The organism is Bradyrhizobium sp. MOS001 (assembly GCF_004634465.1).
Taxonomy (GTDB): domain Bacteria; phylum Pseudomonadota; class Alphaproteobacteria; order Rhizobiales; family Xanthobacteraceae; genus Bradyrhizobium; species Bradyrhizobium barranii.
The window spans coordinates 149119-174415 of the sequence record NZ_SPVJ01000004.1 but is presented as its reverse complement, the minus strand read 5'-3'; the positions used below and the strand labels follow the sequence as shown (position 1 = coordinate 174415).

Here is a 25297-nt window from a genome sequence, read left to right as displayed (position 1 = left end):
CCCGGGCTTGTCCCGGGCATCCACGTTCTCAGTGCGGCGTCTCAAGGCGTGGATGGCCGGGACAAGCCCGGCCATGACGCGGTGGAGAGCCTCAGGAAGCTTCCTTCAGCACCGGCGACGCGGATTCCTCCGCCTTGAGCTCCTCGAGGCTGCGATGCCGCGGCTCGATGCCCAGCGCCCAGACCGTGATGATCTGCACCACCAGCAGCCCGATCATCAGCGCCATGACGCCGGCCACGCCGCGCGTCTCGAACAGCGATACGACGAGGAACGGTGTGACGATCGTGGCGCCGCGCCCCAGCGTGTTGACGATGCCGGAGGCGCGCAGGCGGACCTCGGTCGGAAACAGCTCGGGGATATAGATGCCGAACAGAAGGGCGACCAGGACGTAGATCGGTACCGTCAGCGCGAAGCCGACAGCCGGCAGCAGGATCGGGTCGGAGATCATGGGGTAGAGGATTCCGAGCATCACCGTGATCAGGGATGCACCGATGATGGTGGGCTTGCGGCCCCAGCGGTCGGCGGTTAGCGCGCCGATGGCCGAGCCGACGGGCGCGCCGAGCGCCATCAGCAGCGAATAGCCGAACGAGGTCGCGATCGAGAGGCCCTGCTTGACGAAGAACACGGGCAGCCAGGTCACGAAGCCATAGAGCAGGGTGTTGATGGTGATCAGGCAGACGGCGCCGACAATCATCCGCGAGAGCAAGGGCGCGGTGAACAGCGTGCCGAGATCGGCAGATGCCGGCACCGGTGTTGTGGCGGCGGGAGGGGGCAGCGGCTGACCCTGCGCGGCTTCCTTCTCGATGGCTTGCATCAACGCTTCCGCCTCGGCGGTGCGTCCCACAGCTTCCAGCCAGCGCGGCGATTCCGGCAGCGACTTGCGCATGTACCACACCACGAGCGCGCCGACGCCGCCGAGCACGAACATGGAGCGCCAGCCGAATTGCGGCACCACCACGGACGCGACCAACAGCGCCACGGGCAAACCGGTGACGACGCACACGGTGGTGAAGCCGAGCCATTTGCCGCGGGTGCGCGCGGGCACGAATTCCGTCATCGTCGAATAGCCGACGACGTTCTCCGCCCCGAGCCCAATGCCCATCACGAAGCGGCAGGCGATCAGGAAGGCCATGTTCGGTGAGAACGCCGCGGCCAGGGAGGCAACGCCGAAAAGGAGCAAATTGAATTGATAGGTGAAGCGGCGTCCGTAGCGGTCGCCGAGGAAGCCGGTGCCGAATGATCCCAGCATCATGCCGACGAAGGTCGCGGAGATGAAAACCGCGTTCTGGGCGAGGGTTGAAAAGCCTGTCTTCAGCGTGACGCTGAGCACGGTCCCGGCGATATAGATGTCGAAACCGTCGAAAAACATTCCGATGCCGATCAGCAGCATGATGCGGCGGTGGAATGGCCCGATCGGCAGCCGATCCAGACGGCTGCCTGCGTTCACCAATGTCGACATATACGCTCTCCCCTGACTGTTGTTCTGGTCGATGCGGCCCGCCTTCTATGGGCGGTCGGCCGCTTGTCGTTTTTTTGCTAGTTCAGGCGCAGTTGGTTGGCCGTGTCGCGATACCAGTCGAACGGCTGCTCGTGGGTCGCGACCATCACGCTCTTGGTGTTGAAGTGGTCGTTGAAGCTTTCGGTGCCGCATTCGCGGCCGATGCCGGAATCGTCGACGCCACCCCAGGGCGAAGCCGGGTCGAGACGGTGGTGATCGTTGATCCAGACGATGCCGGCCTTGACGGAGGCGGCGACGCGGTGCGCGCGGGCGACGTCACGGGTTCGGATGGCCGCAGCGAGGCCGAAGGGCGAGTTGTTGGCAAGCCGCAGCGCATCGGCCTCGTCCTTGAACGGCGTCACCGAGGTGAAGGGACCGAACACTTCCTCCTGGAAGATGCGCATGTCCGATGTGACGTCGGCGAACACGGTCGGCTCGACGAAATAGCCGTTGTCGTGGCCTGGCACCTTCGCGGCAACACCGCCGGTGACCAGACGCGCGCCATCCTCGTGGCCGTAGCCTACGTAGGTGAGAACGCGGTCGCGCTGCCGGGCGGAGATCACGGGGCCCATCTGGGTGTTCGCATCGAAGGGATCGCCGACGCGGATCGTGCGGGTCTTGGCCTGCAGTTTCTCGACGAATTCGTCATAGATCGAAGCCTGGACGATGTGACGCGAGGCGCAGACGCAGGTCTGTCCGGCGCCGATGAAGGCGCCGAACGCGGCGTAGTTGACGGCGCGGTCGATGTCGAAATCGTCGAACACCATCACCGGCGTCTTGCCGCCGAGCTCCATGGTTTGATGCGCGAACACTTTTGCGGCCGCGCTGCCGGCGATGCGGCCGGCCTCGGTGCCGCCGGTCAGGACCAGCTTGTTGATGTCGCCATGCTCGGCCAGCATCTTGCCGGCGTTCTGGCCGAGGCCGAGAACGATGTTGAAGACGCCGGGCGGAAGGCCGGCTTCGGTGAAGATCTGCGCGAGCTTCAACGTCGTCAGCGGCGTGTATTCGGACGGCTTGACCACGGTGACACATCCCGTCGCCAGCACCACGGCCAGCGACTTGCACAGGATCATCAAGGGATGATTGAACGGCGTGCAATTGGCGACGATGCCGATCGGCGTGCGAAGCGTGTAGTTCAAATACGCGCCTTCTACCGGGATCACGGAGTCCCGACGCGCCAGCGCAACGCCGGCAAAGTAGCGGAAGAAATCGGGCAGGCGGGACAGCTGGGCGCGGGTCTCGTTGACCGGCCGGCCGTTGTTGAGGGTTTCCAGCCGGTACAGGCTGTCGAGATTGGCCTCGAAAGCATCGGCGAGCTTATTGACCAGTCTGGCACGCGCGCGCGTGTCCATGCCGCCCCAGGCCTTGCCTTCGAACGCCGCGCGCGCGCTCTTCATGGCGCGGTCGATGTCCTCGGCGGTCGAATTGGGGATGCGGGCGATCACGTCGCCGGTCGCGGGGTTGCGGACGTCGAGCATCACGCCGTTGCCGGCTTCGACTTCACGTCCATCGATGAAATTGCCGTGGGTTTCGACGTCGATCGACGCAGGTTTCGACGGAATGTTCATGATGATCTCTCCTCGACGATGACGGCGTTGCGCTTGAGCGCCGGCAGAACGCGTTTTTCGGTGGCCCCGATATGGGCCTTGATGATGCGCGCCGCGGTTCGCGTTTCGCGGCGCTGCATGGCGTCGATCAGGGCGACGTGCTCGGCGACGAGCTTTGCCGGATCGTGACCCTTCAGATTGGACACGCTGACGCGGACCAGCCGGTCGGCCTGGCCGATCAGGTCGCACAGCGCCGTCGCCATGCGGCGATTGCCAGACGCGTGAGCCAGCGCGGAATGGAAGCCGCGGTTGTAGGCGATGAAGTCTTCGTGGTTGCCGGAGAAGCGGCGAAATTCATCGAGCGATTTCAGGACGCTGTCGGGAGCGCTCTCGATCGCCTCGGCGACGCAGGCCGGCTCCAGAGCAAGACGGAAGCGGAGGAGGTCGCGGGCGTCCGACAGCGAGATCGGCGTGACCCGGTAGCCCTGGCGCGGCTGCACCGTCACCAGGTGCTCGCGCTGCAGCCTCAAAAGCGCATCCCGAACCGGTTGGCGGCTCACCGAATAGCGTTCGGCCAGATCCTGCTCCCGCATTTCATCGCCCGGAGCGAAGCGGCAGGCTAAAATATCAGATCTGAGAAGATCGTAGATGTTTTCGCGCAAAAGCATGATTGTCAGGGACCTTGTTGGCCATAATCTGACAAGTCTGATATTTCACGTCAAGCGCCAAATGCTTGAATTCCCTGACAGTTGATTTATCAATCGGGGGCCTCCACGGCACGCGAACGGGTGTGATCCCGCCGACGAAGTTAAGGAAAGACCGGATATGGACAGGCTTCTTGCCAACGGGACCGTCAACGCCGCGCAATCGGGCGATGGGCCGGCGCTGCTTCTCTTCCACTCGCTGTTGTCGGACCGTGCGAGCTTCGATGCGATCGTGCCCGAGCTTGAGGGATCGTTTCGCACCATCGTGCCGGAGTTGCCGGGGTTCGGCCGCTCACGTGCGGTCGAGGGCGGGCTCGTCGTTGTCGCAGACAGAATGGCGGAGGCCGTGAAGGAGGCTGCGGGCGGTGCGCCGGCGATCGTGCTCGGCAACGGCTATGGCGGCTTCGTCGCCTTGCAGATGGCGATCCGGCACCCGGAGATCGCCAGCAAGCTCGTCCTCGCCGATTGCGGCGCGGCGTTCTCGGAGCCCGGCCGCGAGGCGTTTCGCAACATGGCGAGGGTCTCTCGGGAGAAGGGCCTCGAGGCGATTACTGACGTTGCGATGCGACGCTTGTTTGCGCCCGAATTTCAGGAGCGGCATCCCGAACTGATGCGGGATCGTCGTGAAGCTTTTCTGCAGACGGATCCCGATGTGTTTCGCAGCGCATGCGACGCGTTGGCAAGCCTCGATCTCCGCGCCGAACTTGCCGCGGTGAAAGTTCCTGTCCTCGTTCTGGTCGGTGAGCACGACGAAGCGACGCCTCCGCCAATGTCGCACGAGCTGGCTGCCGGTTTGCCGCGCGCCGAACTCAAGGTCATTCCGGGCTGCGCGCACGTGCCGCAGCTTCAGTCGCCGCGGCAGTTTCTCGGAGCTCTCAAGGGTTTCCTGCTTTGATCTGCGCCTTGCCGATGCCGACCCTGCGCTCGAAACGGCGATGCCTTCCGAACGGTTAATGGCGTCTGTGCGGCGGGAATTCACAAGCGGGGATAGTGCAGTCCTGCGCCTGTGTTGCCCGACGTGTCAAACGTCCTCGGGGGCTAGGATCGCGCCATGCCGGCGCGAAATTCTTCAATGATTTGTACTGTGCATGGGGTTGTTTTCGCATTTTTTATTGGAGCAGCCCCAGGCAGCGAGGACCAGAGCATGAGCCGCCCGCATTGAAGCGGGCCTCCTAAGAGTTTTTATACACAGTTCTGGCACGCTCCGCGCGTCAATATCCGCAACCTGCATCGTCGCCTCTTATTGCGCGCACGAAAAGACGGGACCCGCGGGCATCGAGGGGGCGTGAGCCATGACTGCAGTTGCTTCGGACGCTGGTCGCGCGAAGGGCGGGATCGTGCCGATCCTGCTATGCGTGGTGCCGTTCAGCCAGATTCCGCTCGATGCCTATACGCCGGGCCTGCCGCAGATGGTGGTGGACCTCGCAACCGATTCCGCGTCGATGCAGAACACCGTCACCGCCTACATGCTCGGCATGAGTCTGGCGCTGGTGCCCGTCGGCGTTGCCTCCGACACGCTCGGCCGCCGTAACGTTCTGCTTGCGGGGCTATCGGTTCTCATCGCGATAAGCATCGCCTGTGCGCTCGCCACCAGCGCATCGCTGCTGCTCGCGCTGCGCTTCCTGCAGGGCGTCGGCGGCTGCACCTGCCTCGTCGTCGCCTATGCGGTCGCGGCCGACTGCTTTCGCGGCCGCGAGCTCACGGCGATCTCGGGACTGCTTGGCGCCGCCTGGGGGCTTGCACCCGTGCTCGCACCGGCGGCCGGCGGCTTCATCGTCGAGCTGACGTCCTGGCGCGGGGTCTTCGTCATCATCGCCATCGCTGCGGCCATCGTCGCTGCGATCGTCGTGCTGCTTCTGCCCGAGACGCTGCCGGCCGAGCGACGCGCGCCGTTCGATCCGCGCCGCACGGCGAGCATTCTCCGCGAAGCGCTCGTCCGTCCGGGTTTCCTGGCCTTCGTGCTGGTGTTCGCCGCCGCGGCCAGCGCGCAACTGGCGTTCGGCGTCGTCGCGCCGTTTTTCTATCAGACCGGCCTCGGTTATTCCGCGGCCATCTACGGCCTCGTCGCGCTCGGTCTTGGCGGCGTCAATCTCGCCGGTGAGCTCGGCTGTGCGCATTTCGCGCGCTTCGTGCCGGCCCGCGTGATGGGCTTTGGCGCCTTCGCGCTGTTTCTCGCCGGCGCTGTAGTCTTGACCGCGACCGGCTTGGCCGTCGGTCTCGATTTCATGTCGATCACGATCGGCGGTGCACTGGTGCTCGGCGGTTGCGGCGTGCTGTGCCCGATGATGTACGGCATGGCGCTCGGCCTGTTCGAGCGCGACCACGGCCTGATCGGCGGCCTCATCAGCGCGCTCTGCTATCTCGCGGTCAGCGGCGCCATGGCGATCGCGGCGGTGTTGCCCGAAGCGACCCAGGCGCCGATCGGCTGGCTTTATCTCGGCCTCTGCGCCGTCGCAGGGACGCTGCTTGCGATCTCGTTGCCTGCGGCACGCCACGCCACACAGACTTAAGGAAGGAACCAATTCATGACCACCGTCGGTATTCGCGGCACGTTCTTCGACTTCGTCGACGACCCCTGGAAGCACATCGGCAACGAGCAGGCTGCCGCGCGCTTTCACCAGGACGGCCTCATGGTCGTCACGGACGGCGTCATCAAGGCGTTCGGTCCCCATGACAAGATTGCCGCCGCGCATCCGGGCGTCGAGATCACCCATATCAAGGACCGCATCATCGTCCCGGGTTTCATCGACGGCCACATCCATCTGCCGCAGACCCGCGTGCTCGGTGCCTATGGCGAGCAGCTGCTGCCGTGGCTCCAGAAGTCGATCTACCCCGAGGAGATCAAGTACAAGGATCGCAACTACGCGCGCGACGGCGTGAAGCGTTTTCTCGACGCACTGCTCGCCGCCGGCACCACCACCTGCCAGGCCTTCACCAGCTCCTCGCCGGTCGCGACCGAAGAGCTGTTCGAGGAGGCGGCGCGCCGCAACATGCGCGTGATCGCGGGCCTCACCGGGATCGACCGCAACGCGCCGGCCGAGTTCATCGACACGCCCGAAAACTTCTATCGCGACAGCAAGCGGCTGATCGCGCAGTACCACAACAAGGGCCGCAACCTCTACGCCATCACGCCGCGCTTCGCCTTCGGCGCTTCGCCGGAGCTGCTCAAGGCATGTCAGCGCCTCAAGCACGAGCATCCGGACTGCTGGGTCAACACCCACATCTCAGAGAACCCGGCCGAATGCAGCGGCGTGCTGGTCGAGCATCCGGACTGCGAGGACTATCTCGGCGTCTACGAGAAGTTCGACCTGGTCGGGCCAAAGTTCTCCGGCGGCCACGGTGTCTATCTCTCGAACAACGAGTTCCGCCGCATGTCCAAGAAGGGCGCCGCGGTGGTGTTCTGCCCGTGCTCGAACCTGTTCCTCGGCAGCGGTCTGTTCCGCCTCGGCCGTGCCACCGATCCCGAGCATCGGGTCAAGATGTCGTTCGGCACCGACGTCGGCGGTGGCAACCGCTTCTCGATGATCTCCGTGCTCGACGACGCCTACAAGGTCGGCATGTGCAACAACACGATGCTCGACGGCAGCATCGATCCGGCGCGCAAGGATCTTGCGGAAGCCGAGCGCAACAAGCTCTCGCCCTATCGCGGTTTCTGGTCGGTCACGCTCGGCGGCGCCGAAGGCCTCTATATCGACGACAAGCTCGGCAATTTCGAACCCGGCAAGGAAGCCGATTTCGTCGCGCTCGATCCGAATGGTGGCCAGCTGGCGCAACCCTGGCACCAGTCGCTGATCGCCGACGGTGCTGGTCCGCGCACGGTCGACGACGCCGCGAACATGCTGTTCGCCGTCATGATGGTCGGCGACGACCGGTGCGTCGACGAGACCTGGGTGATGGGCAAGCGTCTCTACAAGCAGAGCTGAAGCGGACGGTCGCGATGAGCGCATCTCCGGATCCGGCGGCCCAGGCGGTCGCCCTCGTCATCCAGCGCCGCATTGCCGACGACGGCTTTGCCGCGTTCGCGCGGTGGAACGGCGAGGTCGGCGAGGCGCTGAAGGCGTGGCCCGGCTTCCTCAGTCAGGAGGTCGTGCCGCCGCAGCCGCCGGCGCATGTGGACTGGGTGACCATCCTGCGTTTCGCGAACCCGGCCGCTGCCCGCGCCTGGCTTCAGAGCGATGTGCGGGCGCGGCTGATCGCGGACGTGCAGCGCTTCTTCGTCGGGTCGGAGGACGTCCATATCCTTCCCGACACCGGCGTTCAGCGCGACAGCGCGGTCTCCGCCGTCATCTCGTTCAAGGTGCCGGATGGACTCGAGGATGCGTTCCTCAAATGGCAACAGCGCATCCAGGCCGCGGAGGCCGAGTTCAAGGGGTTCCTGCGCCACAAGATCGAGCGGCCTATCCCGGGCCTGCACGACGAGTGGATCGTCATCCTGTCGTTCGACAGCGATGCCAACCTCAATGCATGGCTGGACTCGCCCTTGCGGCAGACGCTGCTTGAGGAAGGCGCGCGCTTCAACGCCGGCATGAACGTGAAGCGGGCAAGCTACGGCTTCAATTTCTGGTTCCCGGCCGGCAAGACGCGGGCTCCGGAGCAAGGATCTGGCTTGATCTGGAAGAGCAACCTCATCGTCCTGCTGGTGCTCTATCCCGTAGTCTATCTCTGGGGCTATTTCATCAGCGGGCCGCTGATCGACAGCCACGGCGTGCCGGTCTGGCTGTCGCTGTTCGTCGGCAATCTCGTGAGCACCCAGTTGCTCGGCTGGTTTCTCGTGCCGGCCGCCTTCAGGGCGCTCGACTGGTGGATCAAGCCAAAGGCAGCGCTCGGCCGCCAGATCGCGGGATATGCACTGCTTGCCGCGCTCTATGCGGGCTCGATGGGCCTGTACGCGCTGCTGCTCGCATGGCATTGGGGACGGTGAGGCCATCCACCGTGCGGACCGTTGCGGTGCTGTCGGGGAGATGCCCGTCTCTGGACGCTGACGACCATGTTCGCCCTGACATTTCTCGGCACCTCGGCAAGCGTTCCCTCAGTGGAGCGCAACCATCCGGCCCTCCTGGTGGAGGCCGCGGGCAAGCGCATCCTGGTTGATTGCGGCGAGGGCACGCAGCGCCAGTTGCTGCGCAGCGGCGCCGGCTTTCGCCGGCTCGACCGCATCCTGCTGACGCACGGGCATCTTGATCACGTGCTCGGCATCCCCGGTCTCTTCTCGACGCTGGGGTTGCGGCAGACCTCCGATGTGATGACCGTTCATGCGGGCCCGGGCACGCTCGACATCGTCGTTCGCATGCTCGCGGGCTTGTGGGGCGCGGGCAGGGCGCCGATCCCTGTGGCGTTCGCGCCGCTGAGCGAGGGGCAAGTCATCGATGCCGGTGACTTCACCATCGACTGCTTTCCGGTTCGCCACCGCGACACCGACAGCTTTGGCTTCTCTTTCCAAAGCCCCGCGCGCCGCCACCTTCTGCCCGAGCGGCTTGCGTCGCTCAGTGTCCCGGACGGGCCGATGCGCGGAGAGCTGGCCGCCGGACGACCGGTCGTGATCGCCGGCCGAACCATCGATCCGGAGGACGTCCTGGGCCCGCCGGGCGGCGGTACGAAGCTCGTCGTGGTCGGCGACACTGAAACCACTGATGGTCTATCCCGACATGTCGTCGACGCCGACATGCTGGTGATCGAGGCGACGTTCCTCGATCGTGACGCCGCGACCGCGCGGGACTACGGCCATCTCACAGCCACCGAAGCCGCTTCGTTTGCCGCCGCCAACAACGTCAAGCAGCTCGTGCTGGTCCACATGTCGGGACGGTACGAGGATGAAGAGATCTTGGCGGAGGCGACAAGGGTGTTTCCGAATACGCGGATCGCCGCCGACTTCGATCACATCGTGATCTAATCGCCATCACCGCACTCAGCTCGTCAATCCAGACTTGATCGTGAGATCCTGGACTTGGGCCGTCGCCTGCATCAGCCGCGGCAACGCCTGGTCGCGGAAGGCCGCCATGTCCATGCGCATCGCATCGACCGTGACGCTCAGGCCGCCGATCACAAAACCCTGAGCGTCGAAGATCGGCGTTGCCAGCGTGCGCAGGCCATAGGCATTCTCGCCGTCGGAGACGGCATGGCCTTTTTTCTTCACCTGATCGAGCCGGGCGAGCAGTGCATCGAGATCGGTCAGCGTTCGCTCCGACAGTTTGACGCGAGGACGCAACTCGAGCCGCTCGATCTGCTGGTCGCGTGGCAGATGCGCCAGCATGACATGACCGAGCGCGGCGCTGTAGGCGGGGATGCGCGTGCCCGGCCGGCGGTCCATCTTGTGACGGTCGAGGCCGGCACCGACGCGCGCGAGATAGACCACGTCGCCGCCATCGAGAATGCCGAGCGAGGCCGCATCGCCGACCGCTGGGACGAGGTCGCGCAGCAGCGGCTCGACGATCGGCCGCAACGAGCCGCGCGACAGCACGGTGTAGCCGAGGTCGAGACAGGCGACGCCGAGACGGAACCGGCGACTTTGCGGAACGGCCTGGAGATAGCCGAGTTCGGTCAGGGTCTGGATCAGGCGGAACGCCGTCCCGCGATCGAGATCAGCCCGTGCGGCAATCTCACTCAGGGTCAGCTCGAAGGTTTCGCTGGTGAAACTCTTGAGCACGGCAAAGGCCTTGCCGACGGAGGCGACATAATTCTTGGGATTTTTGGCGCTAGTTTCCGATACGCGCTTCGCTGCCTTCCCTGCGACCTTGGCCATGCTCGAATGCCCCACCATGACAGCCATGCCCTTGACGTCGGGCCGGGCTGATTTTACGACTGCACCAGTAAATAACAAATGTTCGCATTCCGAACAACATCGTTCTGACGATCGGAGGAAGTTTTGTCGACATCATCGCTGCACCCTCATGGCGTGTTCTCCGCCGCGTTGACGCCGCTCGACGCTGAGCTTGCTCCCGATCATGCGCGCTTCGTGGACCATTGTCGCTATCTGCTCGACGAAGGCTGCAACGGCATCGCGATGCTGGGCACGACGGGTGAGGCGAACTCCTTTTCGGTGGCCGAACGCACGGCGCTGCTCGAGGCGGTGGTGGCCGCCGGCATCGCGCCGCGGCGGCTTTTGCCCGGCACCGGCGTTGCCGCGCTCAGCGACACCATCGCGCTGACTCGCCACGCGCTCTCGGTCGGCGTCGACACCGTGGTGATGCTGCCGCCGTTCTACTACAAGAACGTCACTGATGACGGAATCTTCGCCTCCTACAGCGAGGTGGTGCAGCGCATCGGTGATGCGCGTCTGAAAGTCGTCCTCTATCACTACCCGCAGATGTCGGCGCAGCCGATCTCGCATGCGCTGATCGAGCGGCTGCGCAAGGCCTATCCGGCCACGTTCACGGGCATCAAGGATTCGTCCGGCGACTTCGCCAACATGACGGCGATGGTCGAACGGTTTCCGGGCTTCGCTGTCCTCGGCGGCGCCGATCCATTGATGCTGCCGCTGCTGCGCAAGGGCGGCGCGGGCTGCATCACCGCGACCTCCAATGTCGTCGCGCGCAGTCTTGCCCATGTCTTCAAGCACTTTGGCGACAGCGACGACGATCCGGCGCTCAAGGCGGCGCAGGCGCGCATCGTGAAGGCGCGCGAGCTGGTCTCGCAATTTCCGCAGATGGCCTCGCTGAAGGCGCTTGCTGCCGATCGCACCAAGCATGCCGGATGGCAGCGCCTGCGGCCGCCGCTGGAGTCCTTGCAGCCGGACCAGCTGAAAACGCTGCTGGCGAATGCTGCGGCATTCGCAGCCTCTGCCTGAGCTCGGTGCGGACGACGAGGCGATCTGATGTCCGACTCCTTCCAGGATGCATTGGCCGGGCTCGCCGCGATCGTCGGCGACAAGCACGTCATCACGTCCGGAGCCGACCAGGAGCCTTATGTGGTGGACTGGCGCGGGCGCTATCGCGGCCGCGCGGTCGCGGTGGTGAAGCCCGGCTCGACCGCCGAGGTCGCCTCCGTCGTCAGATACTGCGCCGACAAGCGCCTTGCGATCGTGCCGCAAGGCGGCAACACCGGCATGTGCGGAGCCGCAACGCCGGACGATCACGATGGCAATGTCGTGATCCGGCTTGACCGCATGCGCACCGTTCGCGACGTCAGCCCGCTCGCCAACACGATCACGGTCGAGGCCGGCTGCATCCTCGCTGAGGTCCAGAATGCGGCGCGTAGCGTCGATCGCTACTTTCCCTTGAGCCTGGGTGCCGAGGGTTCCTGCCAGATCGGCGGCAACATCTCGACCAATGCCGGCGGCACGGCCGTGCTGCGCTACGGCCCGACGCGCGATCTCGTGCTCGGGCTCGAAGCCGTGCTGCCCGACGGGCGTATCTTCAACGGCCTGCGCGCGCTGCGCAAGGACAACACGGGTTACGCGCTCAAGCAGCTCTTCATCGGGGCGGAAGGCACGCTCGGCATCGTCACCGCGGCGGTGCTGAAACTGTTCTCGCCGCCGCGCAGCTCGGCGCTGGCACTGGTGAAATTGCAGGGTGTCGCGCAGGCACTCGAGATCACGGCGCGCCTGCGCGGTGTGGTCGGCGACCGGCTCGGCAGCCTCGAAATCATGTCGCGCTCGCAGATCGAGGCGATCGCGGAGACCGTGCCGCACGTCACGATCCCGTTCGAGCTGACGACGCCGTGGTACCTGATCGTTGAGTTGACTGATACGCTCGCGGGCGTCGATCTCGACGAGCCGCTCGCCACGGCGTTGGCGGATGCGATGGAGGCCGGCATCGCCGAAGACGTCATCCTGGCCTCCAACCTCGCGCAGGCGAAAGCGATCTGGGCCGTCAGGCACAGCGTGTCCGAAGGCAACAAGCGCAGCGGCTATGTCGTCTCGCACGACAGCGTTGTGCCGCTGGAGCGCCAGGCGGACTTCGTCACCAATGTCGAGACGCGAATTATGGCCGCGGTACCGCATGCCCGCGTGGTGATGCATGGCCATATCGGCGACGGCAACATCCACGTGATCGCCCTGATCGACCGTGCGCATTGTCAGGAGCCGGCGACGACCGCCGCCCTGGTGGCGCAAATCAATGAGATCGTCGACGATGAGACCGCAGCGCAGGGCGGGGCGATCAGTGCCGAGCACGGCATCGGGATCACCAATCGCGTCCGGCTGGCCCGTGTCGCCGATCCGCTCGATATCGAGCTGATGCGCGGCATCAAGCGCTTGCTCGATCCGAACGGCCTGATGAACCCCGGCAAGATCTTTGGCGCGGGAGCAGCATGACGATGACGGTCGTGCGCCTGCTTGCCGACGATCTCACCGGCGCGCTCGACACCGCGGCGGAGTTCGTCGGCCTGTGCGGACCGTTCGACGTTACCTGGGCGGATTCGCCCGCGGCTCCGGGCGCGCAAAGCCTCGCGATCGACAGCGGCACCCGCGAGCGGTCGAAAGCCGACAGCGTCGAGATCGTCGGACGGCTGGCGCCGCAGCTTCAGGGTGGGACGATCGCCTACAAGAAGGTCGACAGCCTGCTCCGCGGTGCCTGGGCGGCCGAGCTCGGTGCCTGCCTGCGCGGCGGCCCTTGGGCGTCTTGCGTGGTCGCACCGGCCTTCGACTATCAGGGACGCCGTACCGTCGGCGGCCAGCAATTCGCGCGCACTGTACAGGGGGACTGGCATCGCGTCGGCGACAACCTGCTGGACCAATTGAAACTGGAAGGTATCGAGGCGCGGCAGGGCGGCCCTGACAAGCTCGCGCAAGGCGGCGTTCAGGTGTTCGATGCCGAGAGCGACATCGATCTCGATCGCGTCGTCGAAATGGCACGGCAGATGCCGGGGCCAGTGCTCTGGTGCGGAAGCGGCGGGCTGGCCGGCGCGCTCGCCCGCGCCCATCGCGCCGATGCGCCGAGCCGGCTGAAGCGGCCGGTGCTTGGGCTGTTCGGTTCCGACCAGGCCGCCACCGCCTCGCAGCTCGCAGCATGTGGCGAAGCCACCATCACGTTGGCCGAAGGTGAGGGGGGCGCAGGCGTTCAACGCAAGCTGGCTGACGATGGCGTGGCGCTGGTGAAATTCGCGCTCGCGGATGGCCTTTCGCGCACCGAGGCCGCCCAGCGGATCGCGCGCGAGCTCGCGACGCTGATTTCGGCGCTCGATCCGCCCGGAACCCTGATCGTCGCTGGCGGCGAGACCTTGAAGGCCGTATGCGTTGCGCTCGGCGCGCATGCGCTCCAGGTGACGGGGCGTATCGTGCCGGGATTGCCGCGCTCGGTGCTGCAAGGCGGCCGTTGGGCCGGCGTCGACGTCATCTCGAAATCCGGCGCGTTCGGCACCAGCGAGCTGTGGCGCGATCTGCTCCGGGACAATCATTTGCTGAATATGGGGAGCCCGACATGACCTCTCGTCATCTTGCCATTACCATGGGCGATCCGGCCGGGATCGGCCCGGAGATCATCGTCAAGGCCTGCGTCGGGCTGAAGGACCGGATCGCGACAGGCGATCTGCGCATCCTGATCATCGGCAGCGGCGCCGCGCTCGAGGGTGCCAAGGCCGCGCTCGGCGCTGCCGTTGCGATTCCGGAGGTGGGTGCTGACGATGCTGACTGGCCGAACCTCTGCTTCCTCCAGGCGGATGTCGAGGGCACCCCGATCAAGCCCGGCGTCTTGAGCGCCGACGGCGGCCGCTTTGCCTACAAGGCGATCGAGCAGGGCGTGCGCCTGACGCAGGCCGGGCGGACCTCCGCGATTGTCACCGCGCCGCTCAACAAGGAAGCACTCAACAAGGCCGGCTATCATTTCCCTGGACATACCGAGATGCTGGCGCACCTCACTGGTGTGCGCGGATCGGTGATGCTGCTCGCCCACGGCAACATGCGCGTCAGCCATGTCTCGACCCACGTGGCGCTGGAAGACGTGCCGAAGCGCCTGACGCCGGAGCGTCTGCGCATGGTGATCGATCTCACCAACGAGGCCCTGCTGCGGCTCGGTATCGCCAAGCCGAAGATTGCGATCGCCGCGCTCAATCCGCATGCGGGCGAGGGCGGTCTGTTCGGCCGGCAGGATATCGACGTTTCGGCACCGACGATTGCCAAGGCCGTCGCCGATGGCCTCGACGTCGTCGGCCCGGTGCCCGGCGACACCATCTTCGTCAAGCTGCGCGCCGGCCAGTACGATGCTGCGGTCGCGATGTATCACGACCAGGGGCACATCCCGGTCAAACTGCTGGGCTTCCAGGTCGATCCCGCGACCGGGCGCTGGCAGGAGCTCTCCGGCGTCAACATCACGCTGGGCCTGCCGATCATCCGCACCTCCGTCGATCACGGCACCGCCTTCGACATTGCCGGCAAGGGCATTGCCAACGAGCACAGCCTGATCGAGGCCATCGACTATGCCGAGCGGCTCTCCGCCGGCGTCTCCGCCTCCAAGTCATGAGATCTAGCGCACGATGACCAACGCCTTCACGCCCATCGAAATCCAACGTCCCACCATCCTGGAATTCGGCAACGGCACCATCACGGCTGCTGCGCGCTTCGCCGAGCGGATCGGCGCCAGGCGGCCGCTGGTGATTTCCGATCCGTTCAATGCGCGCCGCGTCGATGCGCTGGCGCTGCCGGGTGCAGTGAAAGTGTTTGGCGACGTCAAGCCTGAACCGGACCTGCCTAATCTGGAGAAGGCGGTGGCGATGGCGAAAGAGGTCGCGCCTGATCTCGTCGTGGGCTTCGGCGGCGGCAGCGCGATGGATCTCGCCAAGCTGGTCGCGGTGCTCTGCACCAGCGACGTGGCCTTTGCCGATATCGTTGGGCCGGAAAAAGTCGCCGGCCGCAGCGTGCCGCTGATGCAGATCCCGACCACGTCGGGCACCGGCAGCGAGGCCGGCACCCGCGCGCTCGTCACCGATCCCGTCAGCCAGAACAAGCAGGCGGTGCAGAGCCGCTTCATGCTTGCTGATATCGCCATCGTCGATCCTGATCTCACAATGACCGTTCCGAAGGAGGTCACTGCGGCCACCGGCGTCGATGCGCTGGCGCATTGCGTCGAGGCCTACACCAGCCGCAAGGCGCATCCGATGATCGACCTTTATGCGCTCGAGGGCGCGCGGCTGGTCGGGCAATATCTCAAGCGGGCGGTCGCTGACGGCGGAGATCGCGAGGCACGCGCGGGTCTCTCCCTGGCCTCGCTCTATGGCGGCTATTGCCTTGGACCAGTGAACACCACCGCCGGGCATGCCGTCGCTTATCCGCTGGGCACGCGCCATCATGTCGCGCATGGGCTCGCCTGTGCCGTGATCTTCCCGCATACGCTGGCCTTCAACATGCCGGCAGTCGAGGCGAAGACGGTCGCGGTGCTGGCGGCGCTCGGCCTGCCGGCACGGAACGATGCGAAGCTCGCATTCGACGCCACTTACGAGTACTGCAAGGACCTCGGCATCGAGATGCGTCTGTCCGCGCTCGGCGTGCCCAAGGGCGATCTCGGCGTCATGGCCGACGAGGCGCACGCCATTCGCCGCCTGCTTGACAACAATCCGCGCGACCTCGGCCGGGATGCGATCCTGAACATGTACGAGGTCGCGTTCTAGTCACCTCCGCCGCGCGCGGCACCCAATCAACAAAACAGTAACAGTAGAGGAAACTTCGATGAGATCGATGTGGCTTGGTCTTGTGTCAGCCGTGTTGCTGGCGACGTCGCCGGCAAAGGCGCAGGACGGCTTATCCGGCCAAGCAGGTGACGGTGATCGTGCCCTTCGCCGCCGGCGGCACCGCCGACATCTTCGCGCGCATGGTATCGAACCAGCTGCAAGTGAAGCTGGGCAAGCCGTTCGTGGTCGAGAATGTCGGCGGTGCCGGCTCGATCCTCGGCGTGACGCGGCTGGCGAAATCGGCGCCTGACGGCATCACGCTCGGCCTTGCCAGCACCTCCGCGCTCGCGATCAACCCCACGCTCTACGGTCCGAAGCTCAGCTACCAGCCGGACAGGGACCTGGTGCCGGTCGCCCAGATCAGCGTCGTGCCGAATGTGCTCGTGGTGAATCCGAACAAGATCAAGGTGCGCACCGTGCCGGAGCTGATCGCCTATCTGAAGGCGAACCCGGACAAGGTCTCGTTCGGCTCGGCCGGCGTCGGCACCTCGCAGCATCTTGCCGCTGAACTGTTTCAACAGATGACCGGCACCAAGATGGTACATGTGCCCTACAAGGGCTCCAGCCAGATGCTGACGGATCTGTTGAGCGGCCAGATCGATCTTGCCTTCGACAACGTGCCGCTGCTGCTGCCGCAGGTGAAGACCGGCCAGCTCGCGATGCTCGCCACGGCAACGCCCAAGCGCGCCGCCTTCGATCCGGAAATCCCGGCCGTCGCCGAATTCCTGCCGGGCTTCGAGGCCGTGGCCTGGCACGGCTTCTTCGTTCCCGCGGCCACGCCGAAGCCCATCGTCGAAAAGCTGTCGGGCGAGATCCGCGCCTTCATGCAGCAGCCGGAGACGGTGCAGAAGATGGCCGAGCTCGGCGCGGCCGCGGTTGCGGTCGATTCCGAACCTTTCAAGGCCTACATCGCCTCCGAGACGGAGCGGTGGAAGAAGGTGATCGAAGCGGCGAATATCAAGCTGGAATAGGGGTGGTAGCTTATCCGGAGATGACGATCGGGTCGCTGTCGGCTCGGCTTCCTCACGAGCCCCCGCCGCTTCAAGGACGTGTTTGACGGGTCGGCGTTTCTGGTGTCGATCGTTATCGGATGCGTGGCGGGGATCTCCGCGGGGCTTATGGTCGAGCCGAAGGAAATCGGCCGGCAATTTCTCCTGAGCGTCCTGGCGGCCGGGTACGCTGGCGCCGACTTCATCGACGCGTTCGTGAAGAAGAGCGTCCCCGACATCAACAAGGTTGCGGAAGCCTCCAAAGCCGTCGGCGGGCCGGAAAACTTGCCGGCCGTGAAGGCGCTTGGCGGTGAGGCCCCCGCCGTCGCTAACGCGATCCGCGCCAAGGCGGCAGCCGCGACTTGAAAGCCTGGTCGAAGGGGGAGGCGGCGATCGGGTGGTTTGTCGGGGCCTGATATCTGTCCGTCAGGTTGCGCTGATTTGATAGGCGAAAGGTCGGCGCCACAGGTCGGGACGCGGGGCGGACAAATTCGCAGCTTGGCAAAGGAGACGTGTCATGACTGTCCTGCTGAGAAACACCTTCAAGGCCTGGATCGACCGGGCGCCGGGCGCGCCGCCCAAGCTGGTCATGGTCGGCGACGTGAGGGTACCGACCGATGGCTGGCAGGCCCGGCTAACCAGGCGCTCGCCGCAAGGTATCAATCCGAAGATCCTGATCCTCGACGTCAAGACGCAGCAGCCGGGCGGCGAAGCGCAGGAAGCGATCACCACGATCCTGCTCCGTTACGAGGAGAGCCCGCCGCAGGACGAATACGGCCAGGTGATGATCGCGAACGGCAAGGCTGAGATCGTGGTCCGCGTCTGCGGCTCGAACTAGCCTTTCGATTGTTTGCCCGCGGAACCTTGTGATCTTCTGTGCCGCGTTGCATAACGAGGGTTGCATTCGGGGCTGTTCGCTCTCTCGTTGCTGCCGCTTTGTTCTGTCGATTTGGGGGATTTCCTGTGCGCCTCGGAAGCCGCATGCCGGACGTGATGCCTATCGTGGCCGCTTCTGTCGCTCTCTTCATCCTGCTCTGGCTCGCGTCCATCGCGCTCTATGCGATGCCTGAATCCGACGATTATTGCGTGACGAACCGCGTCAACAGCATGGGTCTCGTCGGAATGGTCAAATCCTATTATTTGCACCAGATGGGCCGACTGACCTCGCTTGTGGCGATCGCCGCCCCCGCCGTTGTCAGCAAGGTGACAGGCGTCGATTACGTGGTCGTCTATCCGGTCATACTCATTTGCGGCATGGCCATCTTCTTGGCAGTCAGTGTTTATTGGGCCGGTCGAATGTGGACCGGCCTGTCGTGGCCAGAGAGATTTTTGGCGGGTGCAATGCTCTGCGCGGCGAGCTTCGTTCTGGCGATCAGTCTGCGGGAGATGCTTTACTGGATCTCGGGCAGTGCGTCCTACATGGTTCCCGCCCTCTTCGTGATCATCATCCTCGTCGAGCTGGTGCGGTCCGCAGCGAACGAGACCGTGCTCTCGACCGGCCAAATCGTCGTTCTCTCCGCAATCGGCTTCCTGGGTGCTCTGGCCAACGAGTTCACGCCATTTTGGATCGTAGCCCTCGTCGCCGGTTCTGCCCTTTATCGCGCGTTCTACCATCCTCGCCCGCAACTGGCGGGCCATGCAGCGATGCTGACGGCGACCTTCATCGGACTTGCGATCCTGCTTTTGTCACCGGGGGAATGCGGTCCGGATGGCGGCATATCCGGAGGGGGGGAAGATCGCCGCTTCTTTCTCGATGGGGTTGTACTATCTGTGGCTCGAGCTGGTTCGGCACTACACCGAATCTGCGACGTGGGCCTGGCTCGGTTTCGTGGCGTTGTTTTCGGTCTTCGTGGTGCCTTCGCAACCGAGGCCGGCGGCGCGGCTGCTGGTCTTGATCGTCGGGCTCGTGGCGGCGGTGCTCGCTGGTCTCTACACCGCTTATGTCATTGCCTATTTTGCGACGGCGGAGGATCTCGCGACGCGAGGGCGGAATGAGGTGGTGGTTTTTCTTCTTGCCGGAGGGGGCTGCGTCGTCGCCCTGGCTGCCCGCTTCCTTCCCTCCCTGGGCCATCATGCCCATGTTCGCATGACGGCCCTGGTGGCCTGCGGGCTCCTTTCTTTTTTGCTCCTCGATAGCGTCGCGCTGGGATACGTCCGCGCCGAGGAGTCGCAATTCGCGACCTTTTGGAGCGAGAGTGTCCAGAGGCATCAATTTCTTCGGACGACGAAGGACCTGGATGTTGTCGTCCCCAAGAGATCGGTCAAGCCGTCCATGCTGATGGACGGTGAGCTAACCAAAAATCCGGGCCAGCTGCCGAATGATTGTGTCGGTGAATTCTATGGCAAGCGATCCGTGGTCTTGGGCGACTAGGTCAGCGGATCAGCCTGTAAACCCTCCCGCGCTTCGTTGGGGCGATCGCCGGCTGCGGCGTGCCGGCGTCGAGCGCGCGCATCATGCCTGGGTAAAGCCGACAGACCATGCCCATTGATCGACGTGAAGCGGCACGCCGGCGCGCCCGTTGATCGTGGCATGTGGACGTCGTCGAGGCAGGCGTGCCAGGTCTCCTGGTGCTGATTGCCGGAGCCGGCCGCGGGTGAGGGCGGACATGCCGCTACGGCACGAACGCAGCGAGAACAAGCTGCGATGCTTACAGAGGGGCTAGACCGCGAACGCCGGCGCGGCTATATGAGCGCCAGCGCGCCGCTGATTTGCAAAACTTTTGCTGCGGCTTGCAAAGCTTCCGAAGAAAGTCTTGTGATATCAAGCACTTCGGTGGGGAATGGTGTAACGGTAGCACAACAGACTCTGACTCTGTTTGTCTTGGTTCGAATCCAGGTTCCCCAGCCAGTTCCGGGCGATTTATCCAGATCATAAGCGGCTCTGAACCGGGCCCCCGGTGCGAGCCTGACGTGCCGTCGGCAGACCGCGCCTTTCGTCGTTCCGGCCTCGGCGCATTGGCCGGACTCATAGCGCCCGCGATGCGCTGCCCGGCGATGCAAGGCGAAATGATTAGCGGCGCTTTTTCCGGCCGGACTTGGCGGCACGCTTTTTCGGCGCCCGTCGCTGGCCGCGACCTGCATCTGCCGCGCCCCATGGAATTTTCGCGCTGACGCGCTTCTTGGCGCCGACGAGATTCGGCGTCTGGTTATATTTGAGGCGACGGAGTTTGGCCGTGACGAGCTCGCTCAGCTCCTGGAACGATGGATTGGCGCCGCGGTCTCGTTGTTCACGCAGCACCTTCGCCATGCAGAACGTGTAGGCGCCATACGACGTGACGCCGTCACGATATTCATAGGATAGCTCCTGCTCCTGGCAGGCCTCGAGGAGAATCGGCAGATAAGGACCGTGATGCCCGAGCTCGGCCCGCGTCTTGTTGTATTCCTTGTCGGGCTGGGTGCGGAGCGCCATGCTGCGCCCGAGCCGCTGCGTGGCGCCGTTGTCGCCGAGATAGTCGGCGCCGTTCTTGCTCTTGCTCAGGCTCTCGTTGAGGGGAGGGAACTCGCGCGGCACCCACATGCCTTCGCTTGCCTCCCACCGCAGCGCCCGGTGGCGGATATCGTCGGGCGGCGTCAGGCCGCGGATGCGCGGACCGCCGTCACGTGTCATGCCGCCGGAATGGCAGCAGTCGAGCATGGCGACGAAATAGCAGTCGTACGGAAGCTGTGAGTAGAGCTGGCTGAACTGGCGGTCGAGAATCGCGTGCTCGGGCGTCCAGTCGAAATCATAGGGAACGAGGCACTCGTCGACGCTATCCGGTGCGCCGCTCGGGCTGTATCTGGGAATCTGGGCGCCATGGCCCGAGTAGAACAGCATACGCTCGTCGCCGTCGCGGACGCCCTCGAGCAGCCAGTGAAGCCTTTCCATGATGCCCTGCGCCGTCGCCCGCTCATTGAGCACGACGCGTATTTCGTCCGGCTTGAAGCCGCTTTCCTGTAGCACCGAGCTCATGAGGAATACGTCGTTGACGCATCCTTCGAGCCTGTCCGCGGGTTTGGGATAGTCGTTGATGCCGATCAGCAGGGCGCGGCGGGTCGGCCGGGTGTCAATGCGGGCAATCCCCCGCGCGGCGCTGACGATGGAGCGGGACGTCGGCACCGGGACCACGTCGTGCCAGACGGTGGCGACGGTCTCGGGGCGCGACAGGTACCAGGTCGCGTTGTGATTCAGGAGATCGTTGGGGACATCGAACGGTGTCAGTACCTGCTGAAAATTGTCTGCGGCGATCTCGAGCGGATAGGTGAGAACGTGATCTTCCCGGTTGAACAGATGGTACCATTTCCGGCAGGGAAGGTCCTGAATGCGGCCTGCGAAGACGTCGCGCACCGCGGGATTGCCGATCTGCGAGCCGAACGTGACGAAGACCTTGTCCCTGATCGCAGCGGGGTTGCGCACGAACGTGTCGTAGCAGATCAGCGAGCCGAGACTGTGAGCCAGGACAACGTCGTAGTTGCCGCTCTTCAGCTTGTCGAGGACTGCGCCGCGCAGCGCGGCCTGCAACTGCTCATCCACCGACCACTGGGCGACCATGCCCGCGGTCCATCTGATCAGGGTCGGTACGTCATCGAGGCCGCGCGTGCCCGAGAGCAGATCACCGATCCCATGGACTGTCGCGCTCGCCAGCAGTTTCGCCAGCGCGATGCCATAGGTGACGAGGTTGGGCGGGCTCTTGTCGAACAGGTCGTCATACGAGAGGAAGTCGATGGCCGGGTTGAGGCTCTGATCGACGGACTGGACGGCGCGTATGATCGCCTCGGACCATGACTTTCGAAACTCGGCGTCGATCTCCGCGTGACCGACGCCGTGGACACAAAGCAATGACAGGCGGGTGCTCATGAAAGCTGCCTTCTCAACTGCAATCTGAAGTAGCCGATGTGCGAGCGCAAACGTCCGGGATGATGTCACGGCGCGGCGAGCTTCAAATGTGAAGTAGCGCACGAAATCCTCGCGACAGTTTGCCTCACCTTGCGGGTGGGATGACGAGTCGGATCGCCGTGCGCCGCTACGTCCTTGGGGCAGGCAACCCAAAGGAGATCCCGTGATGCCCTATGTCGATGGTTTCGTGCTGGCCGTGCCGAAGGACAAGATCGAGGCCTACAAGGCGCTGGCGCGAAACGCCTGCACCATATGGATGGAGCACGGCGCGCTCGATTACGTCGAGTGCATCGGCGACGACGTGCCCTATGGCGACTTGACCTCGTTTCCGCGCGCGGTGATCGCGAAGGAGGACGAGGTCGTGGTGTTCTCCTGGATCGTCTACCGTGACCGGGAGACCCGCGATGCCGTCAACAAGAAGGTGATGGCCGATGAGCGGCTCAAGGGCGCCGACATGCCCTTCGACGGCAAGCGCATGATCTATGGCGGCTTTACGACGCTGCTGCGGGCGAGCGACGTCGTCGGCTGACGGCGTTTCGCAGGGTGGGTTGGCGACGGCGTAACCCACCGGCTCTGCGTTCGCGGAAACACACAGGGGCGGGTTACGCCGGCGGACCGTGCTTGACGCAGTCGCAGTGTTAACCCACCCCTGCAGATGGCAATGACGTCCGCCGTTCGGGTTACCGCGTTCGCGCCGGACGACGCCGGATTTGAACGCCGCCCGCGCCGGCGCATTCGCTGCCTCTCCCATGCAGCATTGCGCAAGTCCGTTTCGTCTTGCCGGTGTCCGGCTGGCATGCCATCCTAGATCCACCAGGCATAAACAAACGGAAGCGGGCGCTTAGCCTGCAGCTTCCAAAATAGCTTGGTCGGGGAAACCCTTTGGGAGGTCTGATTTGATGAATTTCAAGCACGTCACCGGGCTGTTTTGCGCAGCCGCGATGTTCCTTACGCTGGGCTCCGGCGCGCAGGCCCAGGACAAGGTCATCAAGATCGGCGTCATCATGCCGATGTCCGGCGGCACCGCCTCGATCGGTGCGCACGCCAAGGCGGCGCTCGAAGTCGCCATGGACATCATCAACAATGCCCATCCTGAGCTTGGCAATCTGCCGCTGGCGAAGAACGCCGGCCTTGCCGGCCTCGGCGGCGCCAAGATCGAGGCTGTGTTCGCCGACAACCAGGGCAACCCGGCGACGGGCCAGAATCAGGCGCTGCGCCTGATCACGGAAGAGAAGGTGGCGGCCGTGTTCGGCTCCTACCAGTCCGGCGTCACGCTGACGTCGAGCGCGATCGCCGAGAAATACGGCGTTCCCTTCCTGAACTCGGAATCGGTCGCCGCCAATCTCACCGAGCGCGGCTTCAAATGGTTCTTCCGCACCACGCCGATCGCGACCGATTTCGCCAAGATCTATGTCGACTTCCTCGCCGACATCAAGGCGCAGGGTGCCAAGACCGACAGCGTCGCGGTGGTCCATGACAACACCGAATACGGCACCTCGGTCGCCAACACGATCGCCGGCGCCTTCAAGGAAAAGGGCCAGCCGATCGCGCTCGACATCGCCTATCCCGTCAATGCGACCGACTTGCAGGGCCAGGTGCTCCAGCTCAAGGACAAGAAGCCCGACGTCGTCATCATGATCAGCTACACGTCGGATGCGATCCTGTTCGCCAAGACCATGCAGTCGCTCGACTACAAGCCGGCCGTGCTGCTGGCCGACGATGCCGGCTACTCCGATCCGTCCTTCACCAAGGCGGTCGGCAAGATCTCGCAAGGCGTCTTCAACCGCTCGTCCTGGGTCGTGGGACCGCCGGGCTCGGCGTCCGCCATCATCGCCGACATGTACAAGAAGAAGAGCGGCGAGGAGATGGACGACACGGTCGCCCGGCAGATGCAGGGCTTCTTCGTGCTGGCCGATGCCATCGACCGCGCCGGCTCGACCGAGCCTGCAAAGATCCAGGCCGCGCTGAAGGCGACGGACCTGAAGCCCGAGCAGCTCATGATCGGCTACAAGGGCGTGAAGTTCGACGACAAGGGCCAGAACATCCTGGCTTCCGGCGCTATCATCCAGCTCCAGGATGGCGAGAACTACGTCGCGGTATGGCCGAAGGCCAATGCCGAGAAGGCGCCGGTGCTGCCCTACAAGGGCTGGTAAGATTGCCTGAAGGCGGGACCGCGCGTCCCGCCTTTCCCAGAATGTTTTGATCAGAGCAACGCAGCTCATGTCCTTCGTACTCGTGCAGGTGATTGTCGGCGGGCTTCTGCTTGGCGCCGTCTACGCCCTGTTTTCCTCTGGCCTCACGCTGGTGTGGGGCATGATGAACATCGTCAATTTCGCGCATGGCGACTTCGTCATGCTCGGCATGTACGTCGCCTATGTCGTCTATACGCTGATGGGGGGAGGGCCCATCCTCGGTGCGCCGCTGGCGACACTGGTGCTCGCGACCGTCGGGGTCGTGGTCTATTTCGCCCTGATCCGCGACATCATGAAGGGGCCGATGCTGGCGCAGATCCTCGGCACGTTCGGGCTCGCGCTGCTGCTGCGCTATTCCGTGTTCTGGTGGTTCGGCGCCAACTTCCTGTCGATGCCGTCGAATATCGTCGGCGGCACCTATGCGTTTGCGGGCCTGCGGATCGAAGCCTCGCGGCTGCTTGCCGGTGTCGTCGCGCTGCTGGTGACATTCGGCCTCCACCTGCTTCTGACGCGCACATCGCTTGGTTCAAAAATGCTGGCCGTGGCGGAGGATCAGACCGCGGCTCAGCTTATGGGCATCAGGCCCGATACCATGCAGGCGATTGCCTGGGCCATCGCGGCCGGCGCCACCGGCCTTGCCGGCGCGCTGATCGCGAACTTCTTCTACATCGTGCCGACGGTCGGCGAGACGCTCGGCATCGTCGCCTTCGTCACGGTATCCCTTGGCGGCTTCGGCAGCGTGCCAGGCGCGCTCGTCGCGGGCCTGTTGATCGGCGTCATCGAGTCGCTCTCCGGCTATCTGATCGGTGCGGTCTACAAGGACATCGTCGTCTATGTCCTGTTCCTGTTCTTCCTCTGGTTCCGGCCGCAAGGCCTGATGGGCAAGCTCTGATGAGA

At 64.6% G+C, this 25297-nt stretch carries 23 protein-coding genes and 1 tRNA gene; 19 read left to right on the top strand and 5 right to left on the bottom strand.

Annotation, left to right across the window (positions count from 1 at the left end; translation table 11 throughout):
- Nucleotides 1-91: 91 nt before the first annotated feature.
- From CT676_RS08525 to CT676_RS08515, 3 genes are all read right to left on the bottom strand, one after another.
- The gene (locus CT676_RS08525) at nucleotides 92-1459 is read right to left on the bottom strand and encodes an MFS transporter (protein ID WP_135214382.1); all 1368 of its coding nucleotides are present in this window, start codon (nucleotides 1457-1459) and stop codon (nucleotides 92-94) included.
- Nucleotides 1460-1536: 77 nt separating this feature from the next.
- A complete protein-coding gene (locus CT676_RS08520; RefSeq protein WP_135214381.1) occupies nucleotides 1537-3066 on the bottom strand; it encodes an aldehyde dehydrogenase in 1530 nt (509 codons plus the stop codon).
- The gene (locus CT676_RS08515) at nucleotides 3063-3713 is read right to left on the bottom strand and encodes a GntR family transcriptional regulator (protein ID WP_167767993.1); all 651 of its coding nucleotides are present in this window, start codon (nucleotides 3711-3713) and stop codon (nucleotides 3063-3065) included. The genes CT676_RS08520 and CT676_RS08515 overlap by 4 nt, the downstream gene beginning before the upstream one ends.
- A gap of 157 nt (nucleotides 3714-3870) precedes the next feature.
- Between CT676_RS08515 and CT676_RS08510 the strand changes: the two genes are divergently transcribed.
- The 5 genes from CT676_RS08510 to rnz all read left to right on the top strand — a co-directional run bounded on the left by CT676_RS08510 (nucleotide 3871) and on the right by rnz (nucleotide 9639).
- Nucleotides 3871-4644 carry an alpha/beta fold hydrolase gene (locus CT676_RS08510; protein ID WP_135214379.1) on the top strand — a complete coding sequence of 258 codons (774 nt, stop codon included), beginning with the start codon at nucleotides 3871-3873 and terminating at the stop codon, nucleotides 4642-4644.
- A gap of 397 nt (nucleotides 4645-5041) precedes the next feature.
- Complete coding sequence (locus tag CT676_RS08505; RefSeq protein ID WP_135214378.1) at nucleotides 5042-6259, top strand: multidrug effflux MFS transporter; 1218 nt, start codon at nucleotides 5042-5044, stop codon at nucleotides 6257-6259.
- 15 nt (nucleotides 6260-6274) lie between these two features.
- Nucleotides 6275-7672, top strand: coding sequence for a guanine deaminase (gene guaD, locus CT676_RS08500; protein ID WP_135214377.1), 1398 nt, complete (start codon nucleotides 6275-6277; stop codon nucleotides 7670-7672).
- 14 nt (nucleotides 7673-7686) lie between these two features.
- The gene (locus CT676_RS08495; protein WP_135214376.1) at nucleotides 7687-8670 is read left to right on the top strand and encodes an antibiotic biosynthesis monooxygenase; all 984 of its coding nucleotides are present in this window, start codon (nucleotides 7687-7689) and stop codon (nucleotides 8668-8670) included.
- Between the two features lie 66 nt (nucleotides 8671-8736).
- Nucleotides 8737-9639, top strand: a complete 903-nt coding sequence (gene rnz, locus CT676_RS08490) for a ribonuclease Z (RefSeq protein ID WP_135214375.1) — start codon at nucleotides 8737-8739, stop codon at nucleotides 9637-9639.
- A gap of 15 nt (nucleotides 9640-9654) precedes the next feature.
- Here the strand turns inward: rnz and CT676_RS08485 are convergent, their stop codons facing one another.
- On the bottom strand, nucleotides 9655-10488 hold the full coding sequence (locus CT676_RS08485) for an IclR family transcriptional regulator C-terminal domain-containing protein (protein ID WP_135214374.1): 834 nt from the start codon (nucleotides 10486-10488) through the stop codon (nucleotides 9655-9657).
- 123 nt (nucleotides 10489-10611) lie between these two features.
- On the opposite strand from CT676_RS08485, the gene CT676_RS08480 reads away from it, so the two are divergent.
- The 11 genes from CT676_RS08480 (at nucleotide 10612) to CT676_RS08430 (ending at nucleotide 20183) form a co-directional block, all read left to right on the top strand.
- Nucleotides 10612-11532 (top strand): dihydrodipicolinate synthase family protein, encoded by a 921-nt coding sequence (locus CT676_RS08480; RefSeq protein WP_167767992.1) that lies wholly within the window; start codon nucleotides 10612-10614, stop codon nucleotides 11530-11532.
- A 27-nt stretch (nucleotides 11533-11559) separates the two neighbouring features.
- Entirely contained in the window at nucleotides 11560-12999 is a 1440-nt protein-coding gene (locus CT676_RS08475) for an FAD-binding oxidoreductase (protein WP_135214373.1), read from the top strand.
- 2 nt (nucleotides 13000-13001) lie between these two features.
- Nucleotides 13002-14108 (top strand): four-carbon acid sugar kinase family protein, encoded by a 1107-nt coding sequence (locus CT676_RS08470; protein ID WP_135214429.1) that lies wholly within the window; start codon nucleotides 13002-13004, stop codon nucleotides 14106-14108.
- Nucleotides 14105-15142 carry a 4-hydroxythreonine-4-phosphate dehydrogenase PdxA gene (gene pdxA, locus CT676_RS08465; RefSeq protein ID WP_135214372.1) on the top strand — a complete coding sequence of 346 codons (1038 nt, stop codon included), beginning with the start codon at nucleotides 14105-14107 and terminating at the stop codon, nucleotides 15140-15142. Before CT676_RS08470 ends, pdxA begins: the two co-directional genes overlap by 4 nt.
- Nucleotides 15143-15155: 13 nt before the next feature.
- Entirely contained in the window at nucleotides 15156-16286 is a 1131-nt protein-coding gene (locus CT676_RS08460; protein ID WP_135214371.1) for an iron-containing alcohol dehydrogenase, read from the top strand.
- A gap of 152 nt (nucleotides 16287-16438) precedes the next feature.
- A complete protein-coding gene (locus CT676_RS08455; RefSeq protein ID WP_244623114.1) occupies nucleotides 16439-17317 on the top strand; it encodes a tripartite tricarboxylate transporter substrate binding protein in 879 nt (292 codons plus the stop codon).
- A gap of 102 nt (nucleotides 17318-17419) precedes the next feature.
- On the top strand, nucleotides 17420-17701 hold the full coding sequence (locus CT676_RS08450) for a hypothetical protein (RefSeq protein WP_135214370.1): 282 nt from the start codon (nucleotides 17420-17422) through the stop codon (nucleotides 17699-17701).
- Nucleotides 17702-17852: 151 nt separating this feature from the next.
- Complete coding sequence (locus tag CT676_RS08445) at nucleotides 17853-18173, top strand: hypothetical protein (protein ID WP_135214369.1); 321 nt, start codon at nucleotides 17853-17855, stop codon at nucleotides 18171-18173.
- Nucleotides 18174-18316: 143 nt separating this feature from the next.
- Nucleotides 18317-19330 carry a hypothetical protein gene (locus CT676_RS08440; RefSeq protein ID WP_135214368.1) on the top strand — a complete coding sequence of 338 codons (1014 nt, stop codon included), beginning with the start codon at nucleotides 18317-18319 and terminating at the stop codon, nucleotides 19328-19330.
- Nucleotides 19331-19334: 4 nt separating this feature from the next.
- Complete coding sequence (locus CT676_RS08435) at nucleotides 19335-19706, top strand: hypothetical protein (protein WP_167767991.1); 372 nt, start codon at nucleotides 19335-19337, stop codon at nucleotides 19704-19706.
- 403 nt (nucleotides 19707-20109) lie between these two features.
- A tRNA-Gln gene (locus tag CT676_RS08430) sits at nucleotides 20110-20183 on the top strand.
- Between the two features lie 162 nt (nucleotides 20184-20345).
- Here CT676_RS08430 and CT676_RS08425 read toward each other — a convergent pair.
- Entirely contained in the window at nucleotides 20346-22169 is a 1824-nt protein-coding gene (locus CT676_RS08425; protein ID WP_135214366.1) for a caspase family protein, read from the bottom strand.
- Between the two features lie 205 nt (nucleotides 22170-22374).
- Here CT676_RS08425 and CT676_RS08420 point away from each other — a divergent pair, with 205 nt between their 5' ends.
- From CT676_RS08420 to CT676_RS08410, 3 genes are all read left to right on the top strand, one after another.
- Nucleotides 22375-22737: a DUF1428 family protein gene (locus tag CT676_RS08420; protein WP_167767990.1), complete on the top strand. Its 363-nt coding sequence runs from the start codon at nucleotides 22375-22377 to the stop codon at nucleotides 22735-22737.
- A gap of 370 nt (nucleotides 22738-23107) precedes the next feature.
- On the top strand, nucleotides 23108-24361 hold the full coding sequence (locus CT676_RS08415) for an ABC transporter substrate-binding protein (RefSeq protein WP_135214364.1): 1254 nt from the start codon (nucleotides 23108-23110) through the stop codon (nucleotides 24359-24361).
- A 67-nt stretch (nucleotides 24362-24428) separates the two neighbouring features.
- Nucleotides 24429-25292 (top strand): branched-chain amino acid ABC transporter permease, encoded by an 864-nt coding sequence (locus CT676_RS08410; RefSeq protein WP_071914968.1) that lies wholly within the window; start codon nucleotides 24429-24431, stop codon nucleotides 25290-25292.
- Nucleotides 25293-25297: the final 5 nt, after the last annotated feature.

Excerpts from the sequence above, each read along its gene's own strand:
- CT676_RS08525 (WP_135214382.1), bottom strand. The coding sequence starts at position 1,459 with ATGTCGACATTGGTGAACGCAGGCAGCCGTCTGGATCGGCTGCCGATC.
- CT676_RS08520 (WP_135214381.1), bottom strand. The coding sequence starts at position 3,066 with ATGAACATTCCGTCGAAACCTGCGTCGATCGACGTCGAAACCCACGGC.
- CT676_RS08515 (WP_167767993.1), bottom strand. The coding sequence starts at position 3,713 with ATGCTTTTGCGCGAAAACATCTACGATCTTCTCAGATCTGATATTTTA.
- CT676_RS08510 (WP_135214379.1), top strand. The coding sequence starts at position 3,871 with ATGGACAGGCTTCTTGCCAACGGGACCGTCAACGCCGCGCAATCGGGC.
- CT676_RS08505 (WP_135214378.1), top strand. The coding sequence starts at position 5,042 with ATGACTGCAGTTGCTTCGGACGCTGGTCGCGCGAAGGGCGGGATCGTG.
- guaD (WP_135214377.1), top strand. The coding sequence starts at position 6,275 with ATGACCACCGTCGGTATTCGCGGCACGTTCTTCGACTTCGTCGACGAC.
- CT676_RS08495 (WP_135214376.1), top strand. The coding sequence starts at position 7,687 with ATGAGCGCATCTCCGGATCCGGCGGCCCAGGCGGTCGCCCTCGTCATC.
- rnz (WP_135214375.1), top strand. The coding sequence starts at position 8,737 with ATGTTCGCCCTGACATTTCTCGGCACCTCGGCAAGCGTTCCCTCAGTG.
- CT676_RS08485 (WP_135214374.1), bottom strand. The coding sequence starts at position 10,488 with ATGGCCAAGGTCGCAGGGAAGGCAGCGAAGCGCGTATCGGAAACTAGC.
- CT676_RS08475 (WP_135214373.1), top strand. The coding sequence starts at position 11,560 with ATGTCCGACTCCTTCCAGGATGCATTGGCCGGGCTCGCCGCGATCGTC.
- CT676_RS08470 (WP_135214429.1), top strand. The coding sequence starts at position 13,002 with ATGACGGTCGTGCGCCTGCTTGCCGACGATCTCACCGGCGCGCTCGAC.
- pdxA (WP_135214372.1), top strand. The coding sequence starts at position 14,105 with ATGACCTCTCGTCATCTTGCCATTACCATGGGCGATCCGGCCGGGATC.
- CT676_RS08460 (WP_135214371.1), top strand. The coding sequence starts at position 15,156 with ATGACCAACGCCTTCACGCCCATCGAAATCCAACGTCCCACCATCCTG.
- CT676_RS08445 (WP_135214369.1), top strand. The coding sequence starts at position 17,853 with ATGACTGTCCTGCTGAGAAACACCTTCAAGGCCTGGATCGACCGGGCG.
- CT676_RS08440 (WP_135214368.1), top strand. The coding sequence starts at position 18,317 with ATGCCGGACGTGATGCCTATCGTGGCCGCTTCTGTCGCTCTCTTCATC.
- CT676_RS08425 (WP_135214366.1), bottom strand. The coding sequence starts at position 22,169 with ATGAGCACCCGCCTGTCATTGCTTTGTGTCCACGGCGTCGGTCACGCG.
- CT676_RS08420 (WP_167767990.1), top strand. The coding sequence starts at position 22,375 with ATGCCCTATGTCGATGGTTTCGTGCTGGCCGTGCCGAAGGACAAGATC.
- CT676_RS08415 (WP_135214364.1), top strand. The coding sequence starts at position 23,108 with ATGAATTTCAAGCACGTCACCGGGCTGTTTTGCGCAGCCGCGATGTTC.
- CT676_RS08410 (WP_071914968.1), top strand. The coding sequence starts at position 24,429 with ATGTCCTTCGTACTCGTGCAGGTGATTGTCGGCGGGCTTCTGCTTGGC.